The following is a 22,755-nucleotide window of genomic DNA, read 5'->3' as shown; positions in this document are numbered from 1 at the left end:
TGATTAACATTGCTAATGAATAGCGATCGCCCTGCAATTTTCTCATTCTTTTCTGGTGCTGGTTTTCTCGATTTAGGCTTTGAACATAGCGGTTTTAATATTGTTTATGTCAATGAAATATTCGCACCTTTCATGGCAGCATACCTTTATTCTAGAGAATTACTCAAATTACCACTGCCTGAATATGGATATCATCACAGCGAAGCAGGAGACGTAAGTAAATTAGTCTCAGGATTACCAGCACAAGGTTTATTGGAACTAGTAAAAAATTGCCGCAAGTCTAATAATATTATTGGTTTTATTGGTGGGCCGCCTTGTCCTGATTTTTCGATTGGCGGTAAAAATAAAGGACACCTGGGAGATAATGGTAAACTTTCTGCCGCATACATTGAATTAATTTGCCAGAATCTCCCTGATTTCTTTTTATTTGAAAATGTTAAAGGATTATGGCGAACTAAAAAACACCGTATATTTTTTGAATCTTTAAAAATCCGGTTACAGCAAGCTGGCTATATTTTAACTGAACGCTTGATTAATGCTCTTGAATATGGTGTACCTCAAGATAGAGAAAGAATTATTCTGATAGGTTTTCATCAGCATTTTATTAATCAAAATCAAACAGAAAAACAGGTAAATATAGGCTTTTGGCAAAAATATACAACATATTCTCAAACAAAGATTTCCGCTTGTTATTGGCCGCAATGCCAATCATTTCAAGTAGATTCTTTATTACCTTGTCCTGAGAATATTATTCCCGAATTAACTGTGGAGTTTTGGTTTAGAAAAAATAACGTTCAGCATCATCCTAATACTCAGCATTATTTTCAACCCAGAGCCGGGATGAGTAAATTTGCGACTGTTGATGAAGGAGATGATTCTAAAAAATCATTTAAACGTCTGCACCGTTGGCGTTATTCTCCCACAGCTTGCTATGGCAATAATGAAGTACATTTACATCCTTATAAAATGCGGCGAATTTCTGTAGCTGAAGCTTTAGCCATACAATCTTTACCAGAAAATTTTGTACTTCCTGAACTGATGTCTTTGACTAATATGTTTAAATCCATTGGTAATGGCGTACCTTACTTGCTATCTCAGGCGTTAGCTAGGACTATTCTTGATTTTTTAGGAATTAACTAAGACAAAACTGTGGCATTGTCGCAAGCACAAATTGTCTAAAAATCCATAAATTTAGTTACAATAGTTAAATAAACTCAAAATGCCTCCAAATATAACCTGAATAATTAGCTAGTTTTGGAGTTAAATTCAAAGTTTATGTGGTTTAATATATAATAAATGTCTTAATTTTTTATAAAGCTTAATAATCATTACATAGGCAAAAGTTCAATGGCAGCAGACTATCCAGATATTGATATTGCGCCATTTATCGATCACGCCCTGTTAACGCCAACGGCTACTCCAGAGCAGGTTGAGCAATGGTGTGAACAAGCATATAGATTTAACTTTGCGGCGGTTTGCATTTACCCTACCCACGTTAAGCAAGCAGCAGAACTCCTACAAAATAAAAAGCCAAAAGTTTGTACTGTGATTGGTTTTCCGTCGGGAGCCACAACTTCAGCCGTTAAGCTGTATGAAGCGCAAGAAGCGGTAGAAAATGGTGCTACTGAGTTAGATTTAGTACTTAACTTAAGCTGGTTGAAGATCGGAAAAACCGAGGAAGTTCACCGAGAAATTGCTGAGATTTGTGAAGAAACAGGGCAAACAGTCAAGGTAATTTTAGAAACTAGTCTGCTGACAGATGCCGAAAAAAGACTGGCAGCAGAAATATGTATGGATGCGGGTGCAGCATTTCTGAAAACCAGTACAGGTTGGAATGGCGGTGCTACATTAGCAGACGTGCGTTTTTTGAAAGAAATAGTCAGAGACAGCATAGGAATTAAAGCTTCTGGTGGTATTCGGACTCACGAACAAGCTTTAGACTTAATCATAGCGGGTGCTACAAGATTGGGGACATCTCGTGGTATTGATTTGCTCCGCCAGCGCGATAATCTGGAGAAAGGGGAATAGTCATTTGTCCGTTGTCTTTCCTCCACAGCTAATGAACGCCAGTGAGAAAGTCGGCGAAACCACCCCATACACTGGCTGTTAATGACTAGTGACTGATGACTAACGATTCATGAGTAAAACTTATAAGGCAACTGGTATTAATCTTAAAACTCAGGTGCTGGGCGAGTCAGACAAGATAGTGACAATTTTGACACGAGAGTTTGGTCTGATTCGTGCAGTTGCGCCAGGGGCGCGGAAGCACAACTCTAGCCTTGGTGGTCGGAGTGGGATGTTTGTTGTGAATGAATTACTGATTGCTAAAGGGCGATCGCTCGATAAAATTACTCAAGCACAAACCTTAAAAACCTATCCCGGTTTAGCTCAAGATTTAAGCAAATTAGCCGCAGGTCAGTATTTAGCAGAAATAGCCTTGTCTCAGGCTTTGAGCGAACAACCCCAAGAAGAACTTTATGAGTTACTGAATGCACATCTTCATCAATTAGAAATCCTCCCAAAAGCTGAAATATCATCTGTGTACGCATATCTCGCTTTGGGAGTGTTTCAACTTTTAGTTTTGGCAGGACTTACACCGCAAATCCAAGCCTGTTGTTTAACTCAAAAGCCTCTCACGCCAGACTTTATCAACCCCAACTGGCAAGTCGGATTTAGTGTTCCGACTGGTGGGGTAATTTGTTTAGAGGTATGGGAAAGTTTACGCAGAAAACGCGAGAAAGAAAAATGGGAAAATAGAAATCATTCCGAATTTTCCCCATCAGCAAATTCTCCTATCCCTAGTTATGAGACTGTTGTCCATCAACAAGAAATTCCCGTTATTTCTTGTCGTTTAAGTGCCAGAGAATTTGCTCTGCTCCAACAACTGTCACAACCAGAGATAATGCAAATTGATGGAATTAGAGATAATGGCTGGTTATCGATTGAGCAGATTTTACGTCAGTATGCTCAGTATCATTTAGGCCATTCTATTCGCTCTGCTACCCTGTTAGATTCTTATTTTGCTGCCAACCAACCATGATGCAACCATCTGATTTGGATCGAAAAATCCTTCCTTTATCACCAAGCCACACCAAAAAACCAAGTCGGGCAAATACTTCTAATGTGAATAATCATTTGAAGTCTGTTCCCATATCTACAAATGGTCAAATTCACAACCAAGAAATTTCTAAACCCGATGTTTCACCCAATGATAAAGAATGGACATCGGATACAGTTGTCAATATTGCCCCCAGTCGTAAGGAACAAAGTCTACCAGTCGCAGCTGTAACCGAAAAAACAGTTGGGAATGGTTCTGGCGGTGAAGCAAATTCAGACAAAGTACAACAGCAGGGATTTTTACCTGTATTAAAAAACCCGAATTTCTTAGCACTTTGGGGTGGGCAAGTGTTTTGCCAACTGGCTGATAAAGTGTACTTAGTATTAATGATTGCTTTAATCAATACTCACTTTCAAGCCAGTAGTCAAAGCATTAGTGGTTGGGTATCAGCATTGATGATGGCATTTACGATTCCAGCCGTATTATTTGGTTCGGTGGCTGGAGTATTTGTAGATCGTTGGTCAAAAAAAGCAGTTTTGGTAGCAACAAATATTTGGCGGGGTATTTTGGTTTTGGTGATTCCTTTGTTGTTGTGGTTAACTCATGATTGGCAACCCATCGGAGTTTTACCAGTAGGTTTTGCCATAATTTTAGGTGTGACTTTTTTGGTTTCCACACTGACACAGTTTTTTGCACCAGCCGAACAAGCAGCAATTCCGTTGGTAGTCGAAGAACAGCACTTACTTTCGGCCAACTCCCTGTATACAACAACTATGATGGCTTCAGTCATTATTGGCTTTGCCATCGGTGAACCGATTTTAGCGATCGCAGATAGTATATGGGCGCAGTTTGGCGGTAGCAATGGTTTGGGTAAAGAAATTTTAGTAGGTGGCAGTTATGCGATCGCTGGTGTAATTTTAATGTTATTAACCACTAAAGAAAAACCCCACGCTCCCGATACCGAATTTCCTCATGTTTTCTCAGACTTACGTGATGGTTTTGCTTACCTCAAAGCTAATCATCAAGTGCGGAATGCTTTAGTGAGGCTGATTATTTTGTTTTCTGTCTTTGCCGCTTTAACAGTGTTGGCAGTGCGGATGGCAGAAGTGATTCCGAATTTAAAAGCTTCGCAATTTGGTTTTTTACTAGCGGCAGGTGGTGTAGGGATTGCCGTTGGCGCAACAATTTTAGGACAGTTTGGACAACGCTTCTCCTATTCTCAACTTGGCTTGTATGGTTGTTTAGGAATGGCAGTATCTTTAATTGGTTTGGCTTTATTTACAACACAATTGTGGTTGGTGTTATTGTTTGTTGCTATCTTGGGAATTTTTGGCGCGTTAGTTGGGATTCCAATGCAAACTGCAATTCAAACAGAAACTCCCCCAGAAATGCGGGGTAAAGTATTTGGTTTGCAAAATAATGTGATTAATATTGCCTTGACTTTACCTTTAGCACTAGCAGGTGTGGCCGAAACCTTTGTGGGATTGAAAGCTGTTTTTCTGGGACTAGCTGCGATCGTATTTTTTGGTGGGATTTTGACTTGGTATAACTCCCATCAGTCTGCTTGACAAAAGCAATAATTTATTATTGACTTTGATTTCATGATAAACTGAACTCATCAATAATTTCGTGCCTCTTCGCTGGGAATAAACCTGAGATTACGCAGAATAAAGTTGTATTCCAAGTGAAAAATTCACAGCTTATTCATTAAAATTAATCAATCCGAACATCGATTGCTTTCATCAGCTAATCAGCAAAGTGAGCAATAGTTGATATCGGTGTTTTTTCAATCAAAATTATTTAGTAAGATCAGGTTCTAGTCAAATACAGCTAAGGCGCAAAAATCATCAATAAAACCAGCTTTCTTATAACTAATTTTAAAGAATGCGTATAGCCTGGATTGGAAAAAAATCGCCGTTTTGTGGCAATGTCACCTATAGCCGAGAAATAACTAATGCTTTATTAGATAGGGGACATGAAGTTAGTTTTCTGCACTTTGCCCAAGAAGAACCTGAACCGGATAACTGGCCGAAATTCCAAGAAGTATCGTTACCATTTATTTATAAATCTCAAGTTTATACAATTCCGGCACTGAAAGCGACAAAAGTTTTAACAGAATCATTAAGAGAAATCAAGCCAGATATTGTCCATGCTTCTTTAACTTTGTCGCCACTGGACTTTGTTTTACCAGAAATTTGCGAACAACTAAATTTGCCTTTAGTTGCTACTTTTCATACGCCGTTTGCTGGTAAAGGGGCAAAACTGATATCAGGAACGCAACTCATCGCTTATCAGTTGTACGCACCGTTTTTAGATAACTATCATCGCGTGATTGTATTTTCGCAAATTCAGCGCGAATTACTGGCACGTATGGGTGTACGGGACAAAAATATTGCAGTGATTCCCAACGGTGTAGATACAGTTAAATATTCACCAGGATATTCGACAGTTAAAGCAGAATTTCAAGCAGAACGCTTATTTGTTTACCAAGGAAGAATAGCCCCAGAAAAAAATGTTGAATCGCTTCTTCGAGCTTGGAAGCAGTCGGGGATGGGCAATGGAAGTAAGTTATTAATTGTAGGGGATGGCCCTTTAAGAGCTTCTTTAGAGCAATTTTATGGCGCAGAATACGGCGTGATTTGGTTAGGTTTTGTGGCGGAAGAAGAAAGACGCATCGAAATTTTACGGGGTGCAGATGTGTTTATTTTGCCATCTTTAGTAGAAGGATTGTCTTTGTCTTTATTGGAAGCAATGGCCTGTGGAGGGGCTTGTATAGCTACAGATGTCGGCGCGGATGGAGAAGTTTTAGAGAAAGGGGCTGGTATAGTTTTAAGTACTAAAACAGTGCGATCGCAATTAAAAACCCTTCTACCACTCTGCCAAGACCATCCAGAATTAACAACTCTGCTAGGACAAAAAGCCAGAAATCGCGTTTTAGAGCGATATACATTAGATAAAAATATTACGCAGCTAGAAGAATTGTATAAAGAAGTTTTAGTAGAGCGCCCTGTACGTCTGAGTTGGGGAGCTTAAGACATTCCATATTTAAACTGACGTAGAAATAATGACACAATCTCTCCAAAAATTATTTACATTTGATGAATTTTTAGATTTTTTGGCTACACAACCAGAAAATATTCGTTATGAATTACACGATGGAGAGATTGTTCAAATGCCGCCACCACCAGGAAAACATGAGCAAATAGTGGCATTTTTAACAATGATTTTGGGGTATGAGTATCTTCGTCTGAAACTTAATTACGGTATACCTAAAACCGCTACAGTGAAGCCAAAAAATAAAATATCAGGTTACTATCCAGATGTTTTATTAATGAATTTTTCTAATTTGAAAAATGAACCACTGTGGGAGAAACAATCAATCCTCAGTGAATCAGATTCCATCCCATTAGTAATCGAAGTTGTCAGTACTAATTGGCGAGATGATTATCATAAAAAGTTTGCTGACTATGAAGAAATGGGCATTCCAGAATATTGGATTGTAGATTATGCAGCCTTGGGTAGTAAAGAGTTAATAGGCGACCCCAAACAGCCAACAATCACAATTTACTCTTTAAGTGATGAAGGGGAATATCGTGGTAAACAGTTTAGAGGAAATGAACGTATAGAATCTCCAACATTCTTAAATTTAAATCTAACTGTTGAGCAGATTTTTCAGTGCGTTATTGATTGATTAAAGTAGCAAATTTCTCTTCAGAGTTCTTTCATTTATAAGCTTTTATAAAGTGAATATACAAAATTTAAAACCAACTGTAGCAAATCATTACAGCTATTTTACTAATTCTAAAATTTATCGTATTCTTCTGGTTCTACGTCAGGAACTTTACTCAAAACTTGCTGAAATTTCTCCCAACTACCACGGTTGGCTTTTTCTTCTAAATATTCTTTGGTCATCCAGGCGGAAACCTGTGCTGATAAAGCAATAGCTACAAGTTGTTCAATAGAAATATTTTCTTTGGCAGCTAAAGTTTCAATTTGTTTATACAAAGATTCAGGTAGCTGTACATTTAAGTTAGTCATTGGATTTCTCCTACTATTTGTAAGAATTCTTTGGGTGAAACTATCCTGATACCAAATTTTTTTGCATTTTGTAGGTCTTTGTGATTGTAAGTAATGATAAAGTCGGCTTGGCATTCAACAGCTAAATCAATGATAAAATCATCATCAGGATCTTGTGCTATTGGTCGCCATAAATAGAAAATACTACATTTATTGGCAATACTACAAATAGCTTCAATAATTGTGTCAATATCTTCATTGCTCAATCTAAGCTGCTCTTTTTCTCGTTTGAGAATTTCTTCGTACTCAAATACTAAAGTAGCAGAAACATTTAACTGCCAACGGCTATCGTTCAGCATTGTGAGCAGCTTATAAGATGCCCCTTGGTTAGACCGTAAACCAGTAAGTAATATATTTGTATCGAGTACAATTTGGTACGGCTTTTTCATTATTTGACTATTGACTTGAATAATCTACCTGTTGATAAATTCATCCTTTAAAGCCCAACCCAAACTTGTTGGCTGTTGATAAACTCGCTTCAAAGTATTCACATCTCTAGCTGAAATAGTCGGTGGGTTGCGGACTTGGGCAAAATATAAAGCATCAGTTGGCGATGGACTATGACCCCAAATTCCCAAGGCGTGTCCGAGTTCATGCCGTGCGGCTGCAACGACATAATTACCTGTCTGACTAGGACTCAAGAGAATAGTAAAACGGTGTAATAAAATTGTGTTTTTGGGATACAACTGGTATGTAGTTAAAGCAGAACGCGCACGCGGGAGTTTTCTATCTAGTGATAATTGTAATGGTGGTACTTTTCGCTCAATTTTAATATCAGCAATTTCTGGATTTTCTACTACTTTTAAAGGTAAGTAAACACTCCATTCCTGTACAGCCTGCAAAATATTTTTAACCCAGTCTTCCGCCTGTTGATTGCTAATATTTATTGGTCGTTCTATATAAACTTGAACTGGAAATTGTGACCAAACTAAATAACCTATTTCTGTTTTTGCAATTTGAGCAAAGTAATCGCCACTGTTTGTCTGATCATTCCACTGAACTAGCGTAGGTGGTAGGGGATGGGGTTTAGGCGGAGGTAAAGAAGTGGCGCTAGATGAAAAGTGAGCAAAAATAATCAACAGCCCTGTACTTATAGTTAAGACAAAGGCTGTTAGTAATTTTCTAATATTTGGTGTTGGGTTTAGGGTCATTTTCCCCATTTCCCTATCCTTATTTGGGTAGCCAACCTGCACTTAAAACCACTGTTAAGCCAAGAAAAATTACTGTTAAAGCCCAAGTAATTCGGTTGAGGGTGTTTTCTGCACTTTTGGTACTGCTAAACAATTGGGCTTGTCCACCAATAGCACCAATTCCATCGCCTTTGGGGCTGTGCAGCAATACTAAAACAATCATTCCCAGGGCGGCTAATGCCCAAACAATTTGTACGATATTTGTAACTGTCATGTTCGCAATCTCATTTATGGCGGTTTGAAAACAGATGTCGGAAGTTAAGGCTTTAAAAACTCTATTTTATTACTTTTAACTCTTAACTCCTAAGATTCTTAGCATAATTATTTTTGAGGTCTGAGTGTTGAGTAAAGTCAAAGTTACTCAGCACTCAGTACTGTTTACAGACCAATTGGCATAGGAGTACGATCGCGTTTTAATTCAAACTCTATTGGCTTAACTAGCGATCGCCCAGTCATTTCTGGCGGCTGCGGTAGCTGTAAAATATCCAGAATGGTAGGTGCAATGTCGGCTAACTTGCCATCGTTACGTAGTTCGACATTCGTACCATGTCCAGGAATTTTGGCTTTTTCGCCTTCCACCAAAATCAAGGGTACTGGGTTGGTAGTATGCGCCGTCCAAGAGTTACCCTCTTCATCTAGCATATACTCAGCGTTACCATGGTCGGCGGTAATAATTGTTGTCCCGCCGGCTTTGATAATGCTTTCAAGCAGGCGACCGACACAACGATCAACTTCTTCAATCGCGGTGATTGTGGCTGGCATTTGACCAGTATGCCCTACCATGTCTGGGTTAGCATAGTTAATCACAACGAGAGAGTATATACCTTTTTGAATGGCAGCGATCGCTACATCTGTAACGGCGGCGGCTGACATAGTTGGGGCTTTGTCGTAAGTCGCTACCATTGGGCTACTAACCAGTTCTCGGTCTTCGCCAGGAAAAGGTTCTTCTAAACCACCGTTAAAGAAATAAGTAACGTGGGCGTATTTTTCTGTTTCCGCAGTACGTAACTGCTTCAGACCATGATTAGCAATAACTTCACCGAGGATATTAGTTAAATTCTGCGGCTCAAAAGCTACTGTTACTGGTAGGTCTGAATCGTACTGGGTAAAAGTAACAAAGGATAGTGGCTGAATTTGCTGTCGTTCAAAGCCTGTAAATTCAGCACTGACAAAGGCTTGAGTTAATTGTCTAGCACGGTCAGGGCGGAAGTTGAAAAATATTACCCCATCTCCTGGTTCAACTGCACCAGGAGCAATGCGAACTGGGTTAATAAATTCGTCTGTCACCCCTTCGGAGTAAGATGCTTGCAAGACTTGTGCGGCTGTGCGCCCATCGCCTGCGCCATCTTGGGTCATGACATCATAAGCCCGTTTGACTCGATCCCAACGGCGATCGCGATCCATTGCGTAGTAACGGCCGCTGAGGGTGGCGATGCGCCCAATTCCTACGTGATCGGTGTAATCTTGAATTGCCTGAATCGCTTTTATACCTTCACTAGGGGAAGTATCACGACCATCTGTAATCGCGTGAATACAAACTTCTGAAATTCGCTGATCTTTTGCTAAGTCAAGTAGTCCGAACAGGTGGGTGATATGCGAGTGTACCCCTCCATCAGAACAAAGACCCACTAAGTGCAACTTGCCATTTTGAGAACGAACTTCCTGGCAAATTTTGACCAGTGCAGGGTTACTGAGGATTGAACCATCTTCTACTGCATCGGAGATGCGTACAAGCTCTTGTGGAACAACTCGCCCAGCGCCAATATTCAAATGACCAACTTCTGAGTTACCCATTTGACCATCTGGCAAGCCTACGGCTTTTCCTGATGTGCGGATGAGGGTGTGCGGGTACGCCACCCACAAGCTGTCCATAATCGGCGTTTTCGCCGCCACAATAGCGTTTCCTCGCGTCTCCTCGCAGTAGCCCCATCCGTCTAAAATGACTAGCACCACAGGAGCAACAGGTGCCTTGGTCATAATAAAATTGCCCTTTACTTTTTGTAATACCCGAATGATACCACTGCTAACCACAGCTGCAAGTGAATTTCTGCTTAGTAACTTAATTTATGACTTATTGAGAGATTTTTTAGACTTTTTTTACTTTTCGCAACTGTTGCATATATTTTGTGATATCTCCAATGAATGAATGAGTTAGTAGTTAAGTAAAGATACTACTACTAACTTGATATTTTACTTTTTCTTGCCAGAAGTTTTGGCAGTTTTAGCTGCTTTCTTAGCAGCTTTTTCCGCAGCGATCGCCGCTAATTTGGCTTCTTCTTTTTCCTCGGCAATTTTTCCTAAGTAGTAGTGGTAATCTCCTAAATAAACCCGGAATTCTCCATCCCGAATTTCCACAATTTTGTTAGCCACCTGGGAAATAAAATAACGGTCGTGGGAAACTACAATCGCTGTCCCATCATAGTTTTGCAATGCTTCTTCCAACATCTCTTTAGCTGGAATATCAAGATGGTTGGTAGGCTCATCTAAAATCAGTAAATTAGCTGGACGCAATAGCATTTTTGCCAATGCTAAACGTGCTTTTTCTCCTCCACTTAAGGCTTCAACCGATTTAAATACAGTGTCACCGGAGAATAAAAACTTGCCGAGCAGCGTGCGAACTTCTTCGTTTTTCCAATCAGGAACTTCATCGTGAATTGTTTCCATCACGGTCTTTTTCAAGTCCAACGCTTCGGCTTGATTTTGTTCAAAGTAACCCGGAATAACGTTATGATCGCCTAAGCTAACGATGCCTTCGCTGGGTATTTCCGTACCCATAATGATTCGCAATAAGGTAGATTTCCCCGCACCGTTGGGGCCTAAAAAAGCGATGCGATCGCCCCTTTCAATCAGCAAATTTGCACCCAGGAATAAGATTTTATCATCATAGATATGGGTCAAATCCTTAATTTTCACTACTTCTCTACCACTACGAGGTGCAGGAGGAAAACGAAAATGTAAGGTTCTGACTCCAGATGTTGGTGCTTCAATGCGTTCAACTTTTTCGAGTTGCTTTTCCCGGCTTTTTGCTTGAGTACTGCGGGTAGCACTAGCGCGGAATCTGTCAACAAAAGCTTGTTGCTTCTCAATTTCCTTTTGTTGGCGTTCGTAAGCATTCATCTGTGCTACTTGATTTTCGGCTTTTTGTTGCAAGTAAGCCGAATAGTTACCCAAGTATGTGCTAGAAACGCCGCGTTCAGTTTCGACAATTTGAGTGCAGAGGCGGTCTAAAAATTCGCGGTCGTGGGAAACTATCACCATCGGCGTTGTTAAGCCTTTGAGGTAATTTTCTAGCCACTCGATAGTTTCTAAGTCTAAATGGTTAGTCGGTTCGTCTAACAGTAATAAATCCGGTGCTTGCAGCAGAATTTTACCTAAACTCATCCGCATTTGCCAGCCACCAGAAAAAGCACTGACGAGGCGATCGCCATCTTCTTGATCAAATCCCATCTCTGGTAAAATCTTGCCGATGCGTGCTTCTAAACCGTAACCATCCAAAGCTTCAAACTGACGCTGCAAACGATCCAACTTGTTAATTAACCGATCCAGTTCCTCTGGTGTCGCAGTTTGCATATCATGTTGCACTTGCGTCAGAGCTAACTGTACTTCGTTGGCTTCCTTAAATACTGTCCAAAATTCTTCTCTAACCGTGCGGGTAGGGTCGACTTCAAACTCTTGATTGAGATAAGCAATATGTAAACTAGCAGGACGAATAATGTCGCCGGCGGTAGGTTCAATTTCCCCAGAGATAATTTTCAACTGGGTAGATTTTCCCGCACCGTTAACGCCAACTAAGCCAATGCGATCGCCTGGTTTTACTTCCCAGTTGATATCCTTAAGGACTTCGCCTGTGGGATAAATTTTACTGATATGTTCGAGTCGCAGCATCGAGTTTCTCTCAGGGTAGGAAATTGATGGTTAAGGACGAAGTACCAACACCGTGTCCAATATTAACAAAAATTAACCAATAATTCTTCCCAAGAAGTAACAATCAAACCCAGATATTGCTTAATTTTGATTACTCATGAATTTTGTGCAGCTTGCTGTACTTCCTCAATACTTAAATCAAGTTCTGCCTCTACTTGTTCCACAGTCCAACCCAATCTCAAAAGTCGAGAGACAATTCTCAACCTTTCTTGGCGTTGACCTTCTTCTTTGCCTTCCTGTCTACCTTGTTCTTTGCCTTCCTGAAAAGCTTCTTGATAAAATCGTGTTTGCTTTAAATCGCCTAATTCAAACATAGCCTGCATTTTTCTTTGATTACTGATTAATTTTGTGCAGCTTGTTGTACTTCTTCAATACTTAAATCAAGTTCCGCCGCTACTTGTTCCACAGTCAAACCCAACCTCAAAAGGCGAGAAACCATTCTCAACTTTTCTTGGCGTTGGCCTTCCTGTCTACCTTCCTGTCTACCTTCCTGTCTACCTTCCTGTCTACCTTGTTCTTTACCTTCCTGAAAAGCTTCTTGATAAAATCGTGTTTGTTTTAAATCGCTTAATCCAAACATATTCTGTATTTCCTCTCTACTCATGTTCGGCAACTTGTAAATCAGAATCGTCTCTATCAATTGTAATAATTGCTGTTGTTGGCGTTGAGATGTTAACTCAAGTTTTGTTCTAGTAATTAACTCCGTAGCCTCGACGATTGCTGTGTTTGTATCAGCAATTACTAACTTGATGGTTGCTATACCAATTGGTAGTGATGCTGCATCGCCTAATTCATCCAAATAAATACATTGGACTCGCTGACTTTCAAAAAATTCTCGGTAATGTTTTATATCTTGTGTATCTACACTTCTACTAGGGTATAAAACCACTGCACACCAGTTATTTGGCGGTCGATTTTGGCGTAAATATAAACAAATTTCGGCAAACAGTCGTGAATAAAAATCATCATCAGTTTGAAACTGTACCTCCACAAAGTAAATATGCTTTTCCTCATTTTGTACAGGTAGAAACACACCATCAATTCTGAAGGCTGTTTGTTTGATCTCAACTGATGAAAATTGATAGTATTCAGTATTTTCGGGAGAAGCACCAATGAGTTCAAAGAAGATATCGGGAAATTCTTGAAATAGGCGATAAAATATGCTGTCTGTTTTCACAGATTGAACAAAGGAAATAATGTTAATAGCTAATTATGTACTTTTTTGGGCTTCTGTACCATCTCTGACTTCTTGCACACGCTCTCTAGTTATCCCCAATACCCGTGAGATTGGCGCTAATAAATTATCATCTATCGGCTCTCCAGCATAAATACTATTGAGTTCGGTAGGAGAGATTTTAAAGGTATCGCAGAATTTAGCAAATTCTTGATTGTTAAGGTCAAGTTCTGTTTGTCGCTCTTGCAGTAAAAGTGCGATCGCTCTCGCCCCATATTTAGGACGTTCACTAACTTTTATATATTTTTGTACTAAATAATTAACCTTAGTTATATCGCCACCAGTCTTTTTTAGTAAATCAGCACAAGCTTTTTTGAGAGCTTTTTTTAAAACTTCTTCTTCATTTAAAAAATAAAGAATTTCATTCACATATTCTTGCTTGAAGAAACCAACTAAACTACCTTTATGATAAACAGGTATATAAGATGTTTCTGGATTGGATTGCCAATCTAAAGGTTCGTTCCGTAACAATGACATAGCTGCACCTATAAAAATTTGATGCTCACCATTCTAAAACTATTTATATGTGCGTAACTTATGTATATTTGCGGAAATCAATTCAGATTAAAAAACCGTCTAGTGTGTTAAACATTGCAACACCCCAGACGGTTTGTAATCAAATTAATTCTCAAGCTAAAAATTAGTTCATTGTACCGGAAGTCGCTAACTCTGCCAAACGTTCTTGCTGATCTTGAGAGATACAAGATTGAATTACTGTCTCTAAATCACCTTCCAGAACAGGGTTTAAGGAGAAGTTTTGACCTAAGCGGTGGTCGGTAACGCGGTTATCTTTATAGTTATAAGTGCGAATCTTTTCCGATCGCGATCCTGTCCCAACCTGCGATCGCCGCATAGAAGTTACAGCTTCTTGTTGTTCGCGTAACTTCATTTCGTACAGTTTCGCCCGCAAAATTTGCATCGCCCGTTCTTTGTTTTGCAACTGGCTACGCTCTTCCGTACAGAAAATTCTGATTCCTGTGGGTTTGTGCATCAAGTCAACGGCTGTTTCCACTTTGTTGACGTTTTGTCCACCAGCACCGCCAGAACGAGCCGTCGTCATTTCAATATCTTTGGGGTCGATGTGAATTTCTACATCATCCACTTCTGGCATGATTGCTACAGTAGCGGTGGAAGTATGCACCCGTCCTCCAGCTTCTGTGACTGGTACACGCTGTACGCGATGCACTCCAGCTTCAAACTTTAACTGGCTGTAAACGTTGTCACCTTTAATTTCTAGAATGACTTCTTTCCAACCGCCCATTTCTCCCAAAGATTCGCTCGCCAGCGAAACTTTCCAACCTTGAGTTTGAGCGTAGCGAGTGTACATCCGCATCAAATCGCCAGCCCAAATACTCGCTTCATCGCCACCAGTCCCAGCGCGAATTTCCAACATGATATTCTTCTCATCGTTGGGATCGCGGGGCAGTAATAGTACTTTTAAGCGGGTTTCTAAGTATTCTATTTTTTCTTCCAGTTCACTAACTTCCAGTGCTGCCATTTCTTGCATTTCTGGGTCACTGGCTGCTTCTTTATAAACCTGACGCGCCCCAATTAAGTCTTCTTGGGCTACTTTCCAAGTTTCATAGGTATTCACTACCTCTTCCAAAGAAGAACGAGCCTTAGCTATTTGTTGATACTCATCAGGGTTTTTTGCGGTATCAGGGTCGGCTAGGCGACGTGTTAGTTCATTAAAGGTTTGTTCAACAGATTTAAGTTTCTCCAGCAGGTATGTTTCAGCCATAAGTGCGATCGCTCCTTCAAATAACAACTTGGCTCAAAAAATGACAATCGACCCAGCATTCGCAGGGTCGTCGTTAACAGCAGAGCCAAACCGCTACTTTTTCTTTTTGCCGCCGGAGCCTTGCTCGCTTGACTTGCCGTATTTCCGCAGAAAGCGTTCTACGCGACCTTCTGTGTCGATAATCTTTTGAGTACCAGTATAAAAAGGGTGATTTCCAGACCAAACATCTACGTGTAATTCTGGTTTGGTAGAACCAACAGTCATTACAACTTGACCGTTGCAGTAGACTTTAGCTTCTGGATACCACTGGGGATGAATATCAGGTTTAGCCATTGTTCCTTTTGTGGTGAATCTATATAAATTATAACTTTCAGTGGAATCTAGAGACTAGTACAGATCGGCGGAAATAAACAGATCATAAGAAATTGCTAAAAGGCTTGTGGTATCACTATTCTTTCTTTTTCTTTTTGACCTTTTACTTTTGCCTTGTTGTACTAGGGACTACAAAAATTATCCAATTCCCAAGACCCAATCCCTTATCGTTTGGAGTACTGAGGAGCTTTGCGAGCTTTGTGCAAACCGTATTTTTTGCGCTCTTTTGCTCTGGGATCACGGGTGAGATAACCTTCGGTTTTTAAGGGTGAGCGATTTTCTGGGTCTAATTGACACAAAGCACGAGCCACACCCAAACGGATAGAATCAGCTTGACCAGTCAAGCCACCACCCTCAGCTTTCACCAAAATGTCATATTCGGTTTCTAAGCCCAGGGTTTCCAAAGGAGCTTTAATCACTCCCAAGTAATTGGCATTGAACTGGAAGTATAAATCTCCAGGCTTGCCATTGACTGTCAATTGACCGCTACCAGGGACAAGGCGGACTCTTGCTACTGCTGATTTTCGGCGGCCAGTACCCCAGTACACAGCACGACCACTATTGGCTTCTGCTACTACCATTAGCTTTCTCCAGGAATTGTACTAATTTTTAATTCTTTAGGTTGTTGAGCTTCGTGGGGATGAGTCGGCCCTGCATAAACTTTTAGCTTGGTAAACAACTGCCGACCCAAGCTATTTTTAGGTAGCATACCTTTAACAGCATGTTCAACAATCCGTTCGGGGATGCGCTGTTGCAGCTTGGCAAAAGTTTCGGTCTTCATCCCACCAGGACGGCCAGAGTGGCGACGATATAATTTTTGAGTCCGTTTTTTACCTGTGACTGCGATTTTCTCGGCATTAATCACAATCACAAAGTCACCAGTGTCCATGTGAGGTGTATATTCCGGTTTCTTTTTGCCTCGGAGAATCATAGCGATTTCGGTAGCGAGGCGACCAAGACGTTGGTCAGTAGCATCTACTACGTACCAATCATGCTCAAGTGAAGCTTGAGGCGGAAGGTAGGTTTTACTCATTTGTGTTTGTCCTTTGTTATTTTGTCCTTTGTCATTCGTCATTGAGTAACGACTGATGACCAATGACTAAAAACTAAATTTGGGCTGGGTATCGTACCAAATATCTGGAGAAAAAGGAAAATCAGGATAGCCGACGCGCAACAAGCATAAACCCTGAGCAGGTGCGGCATATTTTACTTCTTCTCGGCGTTCTTCTTGCCAAATTTCGGTGAAGTTCGCCAGGGTGCGCTGTCCAGCACCTACTTGTACTAGCATTCCCACTAGTAGCCTAACCATGCCATATAAAAATCCATCTGCTTGAATTTCTAGATGGAGCAGTGACCCGCTACGATGACATTCTGCGGCTTGTACTTCTACCCAAGAATGCTTGCGCTTGGAGCCTGCACGATGGAAAGCTGCTAAATGATGCTTGCCCAACAGAGGTTTCATGGCAGACTGAATCAATAATTCATCCAGTGGCTCATGATAATAATGCCAACTAAAGGGTTTAACGAACAAATTTGGTCGTTTTTCAGTGTATATCATGTAGCGGTATCGCCGATAAGCCGCGCTAAAACGGGCGTGCCAAGCGTTACCTACGGGTGCTGAAGCCCTTATTATGATGTCTGGTGGCAGATAACTGTTGAGAACTGTTGCCCATTTCTGAGCCGGAATTAAACCTGTAGCATCAAAGTGGGCTACTTGTGCAGCAGCATGAACACCAGCATCAGTGCGTCCTGCGCCATGTAGTGTGACATGATGACCAAGAATAGTCGCGATCGCTGTTTCAATTTCTTCTTGGACTGTACGCTGCCCCTTTTGCCTTTGCCAGCCATGAAAATGAGTACCAAGGTATTGAATTACCAAGGCAACTCTTTGAGTTTGTTGCGGCTGGTTAGTTTCTTGCATACAGATTTTGTCCTTTGTCACTTGTCTTTTGTCATTTGTTCAGTTTGACCAATGACTAATGACTAATGACTTAGACAAGTTCAATAATGGCCATTTCGGCATTGTCTCCACGCCGAGGCATGGTATGGATAATCCGGGTGTAACCACCACTACGATTACCATACCGAGTAGGAGCTTGTTCAAACAAGGCATGAACCAGTTGCTTGTCGTATATGTAACCTAAAGCTGCCCGACGAGATGCTAAGGAGCCGTCTTTCGCTAAGGTAATCATTTTATCTACTTCACTCCGCAAAGCTTTCGCTCTGATTAAAGTGGTGGTAATTCGACCATGACGAACTAGCTCAGTGGTTAAGGTACGCAACAGAGCGCGACGCTGGTCAGCTGGTTTACCAAGTTTTTTAACCCGACAACGGTGACGCATAATAGTGGACTATGAACTATGAAAGGTTTTGTTTTAGCTGTGTTTGGAGCTTCTTTCTTGCGGTAAGGTAATTCCCAAGCGTCTTTGTAACGCTTCCACTACCTCTTCCGCCGACTTCTGACCAAAGTTTTTGATTTCCAGCAAATCTTCTTGGGTAAAATCCAACAAGTCTGCCACAGAATTAACTTGTGCGCGTTTGAGACAGTTGTATGCTCGCACAGAAAGTTGCAATTCTTCGATGGGAATTTGAGCAGTTGGATCGTCTGGAATATCAGAACCAATATCTGTTGGTTCTAAAGAAATATCCTTCAGTGGGTTGAATAAATCTACCAAAATACTGGCAGCTGAGGATAGTGCTTCTTGGGGAGAGACACTACCATTTGTCCAAACTTCTAATAACAGCCTGTCTTTGGTAATCGAGCCATCCGCACGGGCTTCTTCGACACTGTAGTTGACTTTTCGCACCGGCATAAATACCGAGTCGATTTGCAAAAAGTCCAAAGAAGTAGCTTCTTCTCGTCCTCTTTCTACGGTACGATAACCCTTACCGCGTTCGATGCGAAATTCCATTTCCAGCTTACCGCCCTCAGCGAGAGTCGCAACATACTGGGTAGGATCAACAACTTCAACTTCACTTGGCAAATCAAAATGAGCGGCTGTGACTGTTGCTGGCCCGGTAACGAGTAATCTGCCAATTTGGGGTTGAGAAGAATAACTTTTGAGAATAACTTCTTTCATTCTCATCAAGATTTCTAGCACGTCTTCCCGCACGCCCGGAACTGTGGCAAACTCATGTGTAACACCTGCAATTCGCACTGCGGTTACGGCTGTTCCTTCCAAGTTGGACAACAACACCCGTCGCAGCGCATTACCCACAGTTGTGCCTTGACCGCGTTCCAGGGGTTCTAAGACAAACTTACTGTAATGACTCCGACTTTCTTCTGTACTTGACTCTACACATTCAATTTGAAACTGCGCCACGGAGTAGCCTCCCTTAATTCAGGTGCTGCTAGCAATTAATTGCCTATTCAATTTACTTCTGCCCTCGGCTTGCTTCCGGCTAATCAAACTACCCAAATCCAGTAGGGGTAACTGACCTGCTGCTTCAGCTTATAGGCGATTATCCATAAATATGGTGTTGCGGAAAGTGCAGCAGCTCTCCCTCCAGGAAGAGCTAACTTGCTTTTTACCACCCAAGCATCCAGAAGTTATTTACTATTTACTCTGCTTGATAGCTAAAAACCAAAACTTTAGTAGCTATAACAAGTGAATTTTTAATTGCAACTTCTGGCATTTGTTACCCAACAAGTTTGATCTAGACTCGACGGCGCTTTGGTGGACGGCAACCATTGTGAGGAATTGGGGTAATATCACGAATCAGGGTAATTTCCAGCCCTGCTCCTTGCAGTGCGCGAATTGCAGTTTCTCTACCAGCACCAGGTCCACTGACCATCACTTCAATTTGACGCATTCCTTGGTCAATCGCTCGACGGGCGGCACTTTCAGCAGCAGTTTGAGCTGCAAAGGGAGTTCCTTTTTTGGCTCCTTTAAAACCACTGGAACCAGCACTTGCCCAGGAAATAACATCACCGTTTTGATCAGTGATGGTGACAATGCTATTGTTGAAAGTAGATTGGATGTAAGCAAGTCCGTTGGGTACGTTCCGCTTTTGCTTTTTACTCCCAGTTTTTTTAGTTGGTTGTCTCGCCATATTTGTTTAGTTAATTTAAGGAAAAACTTGCTCTGTTGAGCAAGCAATGAACAATTATTTGCCAGGAGCCTTCTTCTTACCAGCCACTGTCTGCCTTCTGCCACGACGGGTTCTAGCATTAGTACGGGTTCTTTGTCCTCTGACTGGTAAACCCATCCGGTGTCTGCGACCTCTGTAGGTTCCGATGTCAATTAGACGCTTGATGTTCATCCCTTCCCAGCGCCGCAAGTCACCTTCTACTTGATAGTTACTTTCTATTTCTGCACGTAGGGCTGCGACATCGGCATCACTTAAGTCTTTCACACGAGTGTCTGGATTGACACCTGTAGTCGCCAGAATTTCTTGCGACCTTGATAATCCAATTCCATAAATGTAAGTCAGACCAATCTCTACGCGCTTATCGCGTGGCAGGTCTACGCCGGCAATACGTGCCACAATAAATCTCTCCCTGTTGTTCTCGCTGTTTCTCTTGGTTAAGATGTGGGTGATTGATATGCCACACCTGGGATTTTTTTGGTGATTTTTTCCTAGTCGCGGTTAACTCCCTAATACTGAGAGTGTTATCCTTGACGTTGTTTATGCTTGGGGTTAGAGCAAATCACCATAACGCGACCACGACGGCGAATCACGTTACATTTTTCGCAAATTTTTTTGACAGAGGCTCTGACTTTCATGCCCTTCTTAATTGACTCCAAATATAAAATTATAGCATTTCTAGAAAAATATTACAGTTAAGTAGATGAGAATCTCCCAACAAGTTGATTTTATGGTAAGATCCTTCACATATAACTAGTTTTTTCTGGATTTAATTATTTTTTCCGCAATCTATAGGTAATTCGGCCTTTTGTCAGGTCATAGGGAGTGAGTTCAACCTTGACGCGATCGCCGGGCAAAATCTTGATGTAGTTGCGGCGAATTTTTCCAGAAATGTGTGCCAGTACGTTAAAACCATTGTCCAGGTCTACACGAAACATCGCGTTTGGCAAGGACTCCGTAACAGTACCTTCCATTTCAATCAAATCTTGTTTAGACAACTTTTTTGTTCCTCAACTCAACAGTTTTTGGTTCGCTGGCAGCTTTTATCTGCAACAGAACACAATTTAAGAAATATATCAACAGTTTATTAATATATTTTAGCTAAAATCGATCAGCATCTTTTTGCCAGAGTTTAGTGAAGAATGGGGAGTAGTGAATGGTGAATTTTATGATTCCCTATAACTACTCCTGCATCTCCAGCTAGGCGGCTAAAATTTGTTTCAATTTACTAGTGACTTCTTCTTGGGATTGATTACCATTGACTGTTAATAGCCTTTGGCGTTCACTATAGTAGTTGATCAAAGGTGCAGTTTCATTGCGGTACACTTCTAGGCGACGACGAATCACCTCTTCGGTATCATCTTTTCTTCCTCTAGCCAGTAACCGTGAAATTACAATGTCATCTGGTGCATCTAAGTTAACTACTCTTTCGCCACCTTGAGCAGTTTTCGCTAACAATGCTTCTAAAAAAGCTGCTTGCGTCACTTTGCGAGGAAAACCGTCTAAAATCCAACCGGCTTGGGCATCTGATTGACCTAGACGTTCCTCTACTAAGTCTTGCACCAATTGATCAGGAACTAACTCACCGCTATCCACGTAACTTTGAGCTTTGACTCCCAAAGGAGTTTGCTCTTTCATGGCTTGCCTCAAGATTTCACCAGTGGAAATATGAGGGATATGCAGGTGTTCTGCCAAAACCTGAGCTTGAGTTCCTTTTCCCGCACCCGGTGGCCCCAAGAAGATTAGTCGCGTCACTATTGTTTCACCATTCCTTCATAACGCTGAGAAATAACGTAGGTTTGGACTTGTTTTGCGGTGTCAATTGCCACACCAACTAGAATTAACAATGAAGTAGCACCCAGTCCCTTGAAGGTTGGCACTTTCAACGCACTTTCCACGGCGGTAGGAATAATCGCAACCAAGCCTAAAAATATAGCTCCCAAAAAAGTTAAGCGGTTAATAACTCGCTCAATATACTCACTGGTAGCTTTTCCTGGACGAATACCAGGAATACTAGAACCCATTTTTTTCAAGTTTTGTGCTACATCAACTGGGTTCACAATTAATGAAGAGTAGAAGTAGCTAAAGAAAACAATGGAAGTTAAATACACTAGCGCATATACCCAAGGTGCAGAACCGCCAGGGCTGAGATAGGTATTGACGATGTTTGCCAAGTCAGGATTTTTGGTAAAGTTGGCAATGAGTAATGGCAAACTCAAAATGGCAGCCGCAAAAATAATTGGCATTACACCACCAGAGTTGAGACGCAAAGGTAGGTAACTACGCTGTTCTGCCAAAACTCTTCGACCTACTTGACGACGAGCAGAAATGATTGGGATGCGGCGAATACCTTCCTGCACAAAAACAATGCCTACGATGGTGGCTAAGAAGACCAACACCAGCACAATTACCCGACCCACGATTTCTCGACCACCAACTTGTACTAAGTCGATGGTGTCGCCCAGAGATTTAGGTAGCGAAGCAACAATGTTGACAAAAATCAACAATGATGCACCATTACCAATACCTCGTTCTGTGATCAATTCGGATGCCCACATAACAAACATAGAACCTGCGGTAAGAGCGATCGCAGTTTCAGCTACAAATAGCGGTCCAGGCTGTAAGGCAAACTGTTGGAGAAATAATGCAGAAAATGCCACACTTTGAACAATTGCCCAACCTACAGTCACGTAGCGGGTGATTTGCGATATTCTCCGCCGTCCTGCTTCGCCTTCGTTTTTCTGTAAATTTTCTAAAGATGGGATAGCCGCAGTCAGTAATTGGATGATAATGGACGCATTAATAAAGGGCAAAATCCCTAAAGCAAAGACTCCCAAAGTAGAAAGTCCGCGCCCAGAAAAGATATCCAATAAACCAAATATGGAATTGTTGCCGGAAATGGCTTCAGCAAATCTAGCTCTGTCAATTCCCGGTACAGGTAAAAAGATACCTAGGCGAACCAAAATTAAAATACCGACAGTAACAAGCAGCCTGCCTCTTAGCCCAGCTGCTTGCGCCATCTGCATAAAAGTTTCTTGAGCCGTTGGGGCTTTATCTCGACTGATCATAG

General features: G+C 41.3%; 28 protein-coding genes. 6 read left to right on the top strand and 22 right to left on the bottom strand.

Annotated features, from left to right (window positions below):
• Positions 1 to 15 precede the first annotated feature (15 nt).
• From H6G74_RS08155 to H6G74_RS08130, 6 genes are all read left to right on the top strand, one after another.
• Complete coding sequence (locus H6G74_RS08155) at positions 16 to 1,140, top strand: DNA cytosine methyltransferase (protein ID WP_190967182.1); 1,125 nt, start codon at positions 16 to 18, stop codon at positions 1,138 to 1,140.
• Between the two features lie 207 nt (positions 1,141 to 1,347).
• Positions 1,348 to 2,028 (top strand): deoxyribose-phosphate aldolase, encoded by a 681-nt coding sequence (deoC, locus tag H6G74_RS08150; protein ID WP_190967181.1) that lies wholly within the window; start codon positions 1,348 to 1,350, stop codon positions 2,026 to 2,028.
• A 109-nt stretch (positions 2,029 to 2,137) separates the two neighbouring features.
• Positions 2,138 to 3,040, top strand: a complete 903-nt coding sequence (recO, locus tag H6G74_RS08145; protein WP_190967180.1) for a DNA repair protein RecO — start codon at positions 2,138 to 2,140, stop codon at positions 3,038 to 3,040.
• Positions 3,040 to 4,626 (top strand): MFS transporter, encoded by a 1,587-nt coding sequence (locus H6G74_RS08140; RefSeq protein ID WP_190967209.1) that lies wholly within the window; start codon positions 3,040 to 3,042, stop codon positions 4,624 to 4,626. The genes recO and H6G74_RS08140 overlap by 1 nt, the downstream gene beginning before the upstream one ends.
• Positions 4,627 to 4,942: 316 nt before the next feature.
• On the top strand, positions 4,943 to 6,091 hold the full coding sequence (locus H6G74_RS08135) for a glycosyltransferase family 4 protein (RefSeq protein WP_190967179.1): 1,149 nt from the start codon (positions 4,943 to 4,945) through the stop codon (positions 6,089 to 6,091).
• Between the two features lie 31 nt (positions 6,092 to 6,122).
• Positions 6,123 to 6,749, top strand: coding sequence for a Uma2 family endonuclease (locus H6G74_RS08130; protein WP_190967178.1), 627 nt, complete (start codon positions 6,123 to 6,125; stop codon positions 6,747 to 6,749).
• 110 nt (positions 6,750 to 6,859) lie between these two features.
• Here the strand turns inward: H6G74_RS08130 and H6G74_RS08125 are convergent, their stop codons facing one another.
• From H6G74_RS08125 to secY, 22 genes are all read right to left on the bottom strand, one after another.
• Complete coding sequence (locus H6G74_RS08125) at positions 6,860 to 7,096, bottom strand: ribbon-helix-helix protein, CopG family (protein WP_190967177.1); 237 nt, start codon at positions 7,094 to 7,096, stop codon at positions 6,860 to 6,862.
• Positions 7,093 to 7,524, bottom strand: a complete 432-nt coding sequence (locus H6G74_RS08120; protein ID WP_190967176.1) for a putative toxin-antitoxin system toxin component, PIN family — start codon at positions 7,522 to 7,524, stop codon at positions 7,093 to 7,095. Before H6G74_RS08120 ends, H6G74_RS08125 begins: the two co-directional genes overlap by 4 nt.
• 24 nt (positions 7,525 to 7,548) lie before the next feature.
• A complete protein-coding gene (locus tag H6G74_RS08115; protein WP_190967175.1) occupies positions 7,549 to 8,295 on the bottom strand; it encodes a peptidase in 747 nt (248 codons plus the stop codon).
• 10 nt (positions 8,296 to 8,305) lie between these two features.
• Complete coding sequence (gene secG, locus H6G74_RS08110; protein WP_190588759.1) at positions 8,306 to 8,539, bottom strand: preprotein translocase subunit SecG; 234 nt, start codon at positions 8,537 to 8,539, stop codon at positions 8,306 to 8,308.
• A gap of 164 nt (positions 8,540 to 8,703) precedes the next feature.
• Positions 8,704 to 10,302 (bottom strand): 2,3-bisphosphoglycerate-independent phosphoglycerate mutase, encoded by a 1,599-nt coding sequence (gene gpmI / locus H6G74_RS08105; RefSeq protein WP_190967174.1) that lies wholly within the window; start codon positions 10,300 to 10,302, stop codon positions 8,704 to 8,706.
• Positions 10,303 to 10,515: 213 nt separating this feature from the next.
• Entirely contained in the window at positions 10,516 to 12,210 is a 1,695-nt protein-coding gene (locus H6G74_RS08100) for an ABC-F family ATP-binding cassette domain-containing protein (RefSeq protein WP_190967173.1), read from the bottom strand.
• A gap of 134 nt (positions 12,211 to 12,344) precedes the next feature.
• On the bottom strand, positions 12,345 to 12,572 hold the full coding sequence (locus tag H6G74_RS08095; protein WP_190967172.1) for an Rpn family recombination-promoting nuclease/putative transposase: 228 nt from the start codon (positions 12,570 to 12,572) through the stop codon (positions 12,345 to 12,347).
• Between the two features lie 17 nt (positions 12,573 to 12,589).
• On the bottom strand, positions 12,590 to 13,426 hold the full coding sequence (locus H6G74_RS08090; RefSeq protein ID WP_190967171.1) for an Rpn family recombination-promoting nuclease/putative transposase: 837 nt from the start codon (positions 13,424 to 13,426) through the stop codon (positions 12,590 to 12,592).
• Positions 13,427 to 13,459: 33 nt separating this feature from the next.
• A complete protein-coding gene (locus H6G74_RS08085) occupies positions 13,460 to 13,960 on the bottom strand; it encodes a hypothetical protein (RefSeq protein WP_190967170.1) in 501 nt (166 codons plus the stop codon).
• A 163-nt stretch (positions 13,961 to 14,123) separates the two neighbouring features.
• Entirely contained in the window at positions 14,124 to 15,224 is a 1,101-nt protein-coding gene (gene prfA / locus H6G74_RS08080; protein WP_190967169.1) for a peptide chain release factor 1, read from the bottom strand.
• 93 nt (positions 15,225 to 15,317) lie between these two features.
• Positions 15,318 to 15,557, bottom strand: coding sequence for a 50S ribosomal protein L31 (rpmE, locus tag H6G74_RS08075; RefSeq protein ID WP_190684229.1), 240 nt, complete (start codon positions 15,555 to 15,557; stop codon positions 15,318 to 15,320).
• 203 nt (positions 15,558 to 15,760) lie between these two features.
• Complete coding sequence (gene rpsI, locus H6G74_RS08070; protein ID WP_062291689.1) at positions 15,761 to 16,177, bottom strand: 30S ribosomal protein S9; 417 nt, start codon at positions 16,175 to 16,177, stop codon at positions 15,761 to 15,763.
• On the bottom strand, positions 16,177 to 16,629 hold the full coding sequence (gene rplM / locus H6G74_RS08065; protein WP_190967168.1) for a 50S ribosomal protein L13: 453 nt from the start codon (positions 16,627 to 16,629) through the stop codon (positions 16,177 to 16,179). The genes rpsI and rplM overlap by 1 nt, the downstream gene beginning before the upstream one ends.
• 66 nt (positions 16,630 to 16,695) lie before the next feature.
• Positions 16,696 to 17,517 (bottom strand): tRNA pseudouridine(38-40) synthase TruA, encoded by an 822-nt coding sequence (truA, locus tag H6G74_RS08060; protein WP_190967167.1) that lies wholly within the window; start codon positions 17,515 to 17,517, stop codon positions 16,696 to 16,698.
• A gap of 70 nt (positions 17,518 to 17,587) precedes the next feature.
• A complete protein-coding gene (gene rplQ, locus H6G74_RS08055) occupies positions 17,588 to 17,938 on the bottom strand; it encodes a 50S ribosomal protein L17 (protein ID WP_190967166.1) in 351 nt (116 codons plus the stop codon).
• A gap of 33 nt (positions 17,939 to 17,971) precedes the next feature.
• Entirely contained in the window at positions 17,972 to 18,919 is a 948-nt protein-coding gene (locus tag H6G74_RS08050) for a DNA-directed RNA polymerase subunit alpha (protein ID WP_190967165.1), read from the bottom strand.
• Positions 18,920 to 19,253: 334 nt separating this feature from the next.
• The gene (gene rpsK, locus H6G74_RS08045) at positions 19,254 to 19,649 is read right to left on the bottom strand and encodes a 30S ribosomal protein S11 (protein ID WP_015113409.1); all 396 of its coding nucleotides are present in this window, start codon (positions 19,647 to 19,649) and stop codon (positions 19,254 to 19,256) included.
• 54 nt (positions 19,650 to 19,703) lie between these two features.
• Positions 19,704 to 20,084 carry a 30S ribosomal protein S13 gene (rpsM, locus tag H6G74_RS08040; RefSeq protein ID WP_190967164.1) on the bottom strand — a complete coding sequence of 127 codons (381 nt, stop codon included), beginning with the start codon at positions 20,082 to 20,084 and terminating at the stop codon, positions 19,704 to 19,706.
• Between the two features lie 125 nt (positions 20,085 to 20,209).
• Positions 20,210 to 20,323 (bottom strand): 50S ribosomal protein L36, encoded by a 114-nt coding sequence (rpmJ, locus tag H6G74_RS08035; RefSeq protein WP_015113411.1) that lies wholly within the window; start codon positions 20,321 to 20,323, stop codon positions 20,210 to 20,212.
• 135 nt (positions 20,324 to 20,458) lie between these two features.
• Positions 20,459 to 20,683 (bottom strand): translation initiation factor IF-1, encoded by a 225-nt coding sequence (gene infA, locus H6G74_RS08030; RefSeq protein WP_006276978.1) that lies wholly within the window; start codon positions 20,681 to 20,683, stop codon positions 20,459 to 20,461.
• Positions 20,684 to 20,885: 202 nt separating this feature from the next.
• A complete protein-coding gene (locus H6G74_RS08025; RefSeq protein ID WP_190967163.1) occupies positions 20,886 to 21,440 on the bottom strand; it encodes an adenylate kinase in 555 nt (184 codons plus the stop codon).
• Positions 21,440 to 22,753 carry a preprotein translocase subunit SecY gene (secY, locus tag H6G74_RS08020; protein WP_190967162.1) on the bottom strand — a complete coding sequence of 438 codons (1,314 nt, stop codon included), beginning with the start codon at positions 22,751 to 22,753 and terminating at the stop codon, positions 21,440 to 21,442. Before secY ends, H6G74_RS08025 begins: the two co-directional genes overlap by 1 nt.
• Between the last annotated feature and the right edge of the window lie 2 nt (positions 22,754 to 22,755).

Origin of the sequence: Nostoc spongiaeforme FACHB-130 (assembly GCF_014698475.1) — a bacterium.
Taxonomy (GTDB): Bacteria; Cyanobacteriota; Cyanobacteriia; order Cyanobacteriales; family Nostocaceae; genus Nostoc_B; species Nostoc_B spongiaeforme.
The sequence above is the reverse complement of the archived record's forward strand: the minus strand, read 5'-3'. Positions and strand labels throughout refer to the sequence as shown.